Annotated in this window: 2 protein-coding genes; one reads left to right on the plus strand and one right to left on the minus strand. The window is 71.8% G+C overall.

The window, feature by feature from the left end; translation table 11 throughout:
* Positions 1 to 41 precede the first annotated feature (41 nt).
* Complete coding sequence (locus ACFU99_RS39100) at positions 42 to 1,688, minus strand: protein kinase (protein WP_384402128.1); 1,647 nt, start codon at positions 1,686 to 1,688, stop codon at positions 42 to 44.
* A 268-nt stretch (positions 1,689 to 1,956) separates the two neighbouring features.
* Here ACFU99_RS39100 and ACFU99_RS39105 point away from each other — a divergent pair.
* On the plus strand, positions 1,957 to 3,039 hold a 1,083-nt coding region (locus tag ACFU99_RS39105), incomplete at its 3' end, for a protein kinase (RefSeq protein WP_384402131.1).

Consider the following 3,039-nt stretch of genomic DNA (forward strand, 5'->3'; position numbering starts at 1 on the left):
GTACAGCGCTGCCCCCGGCTCTCCGGCCGGTCGGATTCCCGTCAGTCGTCGATGCTTCCGGAGCCGTCGCTCCCGCCGCCCGTCTTGCCCGGGTCCGGGTCGCCGCCCGGCGGCGGGCTCTGGTGGCCGTCGGTCGGCTTCCCCGTCGGCTTGCCGCCGTCGTCGCCGCCGGAGTGGGTCGGATCCGTCGTGGGCTTGCCCGTCGACTGCGTCGGGCCGGTCGGCGGCGGCGTGGTCGTGTGGTGCGTCGGCTTGTTCGTGGAGTGGTACGTCGGGTAGCCGCCGCCCTCGCTCTGGCCGTCCGATTCGCCGCCGCTGGGGTCGGTGTCCTCGTACGTCCGCGACGCCTCGTCCGACGGCGTCTCGGAGGGCTCGTCGCTCGTCGACTGCGAGACGGACGGGCTCGGGCTCTGCTTCGTCTTGCCGCCCTTGTCCGAGCCGAGGTTGTTCATCGCGACGACCACGCCGACCGTGATCGCGATGACCGCGAGGGCCGCCAGCAGCCAGATCTTGCCGCGGCTGTTCCCACTCGGCGGCGGCCCGTTGCGCCCGTCGAAACCGCCGTCGTCGCCACCGCCGCCCATGCCGGGCGGCAGGATGCGCTGCTGCGACGTGTCGCCGCCGCCGTGCGGCGGGTGCGGCATGGCGGTGGTGCTCGCGATGCCCATGGCGGGCGTGCCGGACGCCATGTGGGCGACGGGGCCGGTGTCCCACGTGCCGGTGTGGCCGCCGGCCTCCTGGAGCATCTGGAGCCCGTACTGGACCAGCCCGCGCATCTCCTCCGCGCTCTGGAACCGGTCGTCCGGGTCCTTGGCGAGCGAGCGCATCACGAGCCCGTCGAGCTCCGGCGGCACGTTGCCGGAGACCTGCGACGGCGGCACCGGGGTGTCCTGCACGTGCTGGTAGACCACCGACAGCGGCGTCTCGCCGGTGAAGGGCGGGCGCAGCGCGAGGAGTTCGTAGAGCAGGCAGCCGGTGGCGTAGAGGTCGGAGCGGGCGTCGACGGTCTTGCCGAGCGCCTGCTCCGGGGAGAGGTACTGCGGCGTGCCCATGACCATGCCGGTCTGCGTCATGGTGGAGGCCGCGCCGTGCAGGGCGCGGGCGATGCCGAAGTCCATCACCTTGACCGCGCCGCTGTTCGTGATGATCACGTTGGCGGGCTTGATGTCACGGTGCACGATGCCGTGCTGGTGGCTGTAGGCCAGGGCCTCCAGCACGCCGGAGACGATGATCAGCGCCTGCTCGGGCGGCGGGGCCTCCGCGTTGAGCAGCAGCTCGCGGATGGTGCGGCCCTCGACCAGCTCCATGACGATGTACGGCACGACGTTGGGGCCGCCGGCGCCGTAGCCGCCCTGCGTGGTGACGGTGTCCTCACCGGAGTCGTAGACGGCTACGACGGCGTGGTGGTTCAGTCCCGCGACGGACTGGGCCTCGCGGGTGAAGCGGGCCTTGGAGACCGGGTCCTCGGCGAGGTCGGCGCGGAGCAGCTTGACCGCGACCGTACGGCCGAGGCGTACGTCCTCCGCGGCGAAGACCTCCGCCATGCCGCCGCGGCCGAGGCGGCCGGTCAGGCGGTAGCGGCCGTCGCCTACGAGCCCGCCGTTGCCCCACAACTCCGGCGAATCAGGCATGCCCGCCCCGGTGGCGTCCGGTTCGGACGGCTCCTGGGCGTTATGCGTCTCTGCCATCAGTCCTCGCCGTCAGTATCTGCCCGCTCGCGTGGGGGGCGGTACGGTCTTTCGTTAAGGCACGCTACAGGCTTCGTGCCACCCGCCGATCCCTGATGGACGGGTCATCCAACCTGTCGCGGCCGGGGCGAGGCAAATCGCGTGACGGCTTCTCGCACATCCGGTCACGGAACGGGCACGTGGCTTGACGTGTCGGTGGCCTGGGGCAGACTTGGCCGCGATACAGAGGATCATTACATCAGGCAGTGCGCCGAGGGGGAAGTCGACGATGAGCCAGGACGGCGCACGGGGCCGCTATACGGGCCGCGCGATCGCGGGCGGCCGTTACATGCTGCGCGACCTGCTCGGCGAGGGCGGCATGGCCTCTGTGCACCTGGCGCACGACACGGTGCTGGACCGGGACGTCGCGATCAAGACCCTCCACACCGAGCTGGGGCGCGAGGCGTCCTTCCGCGAGCGGTTCCGCCGCGAGGCCCAGTCGGTGGCCAAGCTCACGCACACCAACATCGTCTCGGTCTTCGACACGGGCGAGGACGAGTTGGCCGGTTCGACGATGCCGTACATCGTCATGGAGTACGTCGAGGGGCAGCCGCTACGCTCCGTGCTCGACGCGGACGTGCGGCAGTACGGCGCGATGCCCGCCGAAAAGGCGCTCAAGATCACAGCGGATGTGCTGGCCGCGCTGGAGGTCAGCCATGAAATGGGCCTGGTCCACCGGGACATCAAGCCCGGCAACGTGATGATGAGCAAGCGCGGCGTCGTCAAGGTCATGGACTTCGGCATCGCGCGCGCCATGCAGTCCGGCGTCACCTCGATGACCCAGACCGGCATGGTCGTCGGCACCCCGCAGTACCTCTCCCCCGAGCAGGCGCTGGGCCGTGGCGTCGACGCCCGCTCCGACCTGTACTCGGTCGGCATCATGCTCTTCGAGCTGCTGACCGGGCGGCTGCCCTTCGACGCGGACTCGCCGCTGGCCATCGCGTACGCGCATGTGCAGGAGGAGGCGCCGCCGCCCTCCGCCGTCAACCGGTCGGTGCCCCCGGCCGTGGACGCGCTGGTCGCCCGCGCCCTGCGGAAGAACCCGAACGAGCGCTTCCCGAGCGCCGAGGCGATGCGCGACGAGTGCGCGCGGGTGTCCGGCGCGGCGCAGGCCGGCAACACCCCGCTGATCATCTCGGGGGGCCCGCCGGCGCGCAGCGGCGCGGGCGTGGGCTCGGCGGTCTTCCCGCCGGTCGGCGGGGCTACGCCGCCCCCGCAGGGCGTGCAGACGCCGTACCAGCCCACGCCGCCGGTGCAGCACCAGCAGCAGTACGGGGAGCACCCTCAGCAGGGTTACGGGGGCGGGAACCAC

This window comes from Streptomyces sp. NPDC057654, from assembly GCF_042800135.1.
In the GTDB taxonomy this organism is placed as follows: domain Bacteria; phylum Actinomycetota; class Actinomycetes; order Streptomycetales; family Streptomycetaceae; genus Streptomyces.

What these genes read in the sequence shown, in the direction of transcription:
- ACFU99_RS39100 (WP_384402128.1), bottom strand. Translation starts at nt 1,688, where the DNA reads ATGGCAGAGACGCATAACGCCCAGGAGCCGTCCGAACCGGACGCCACC.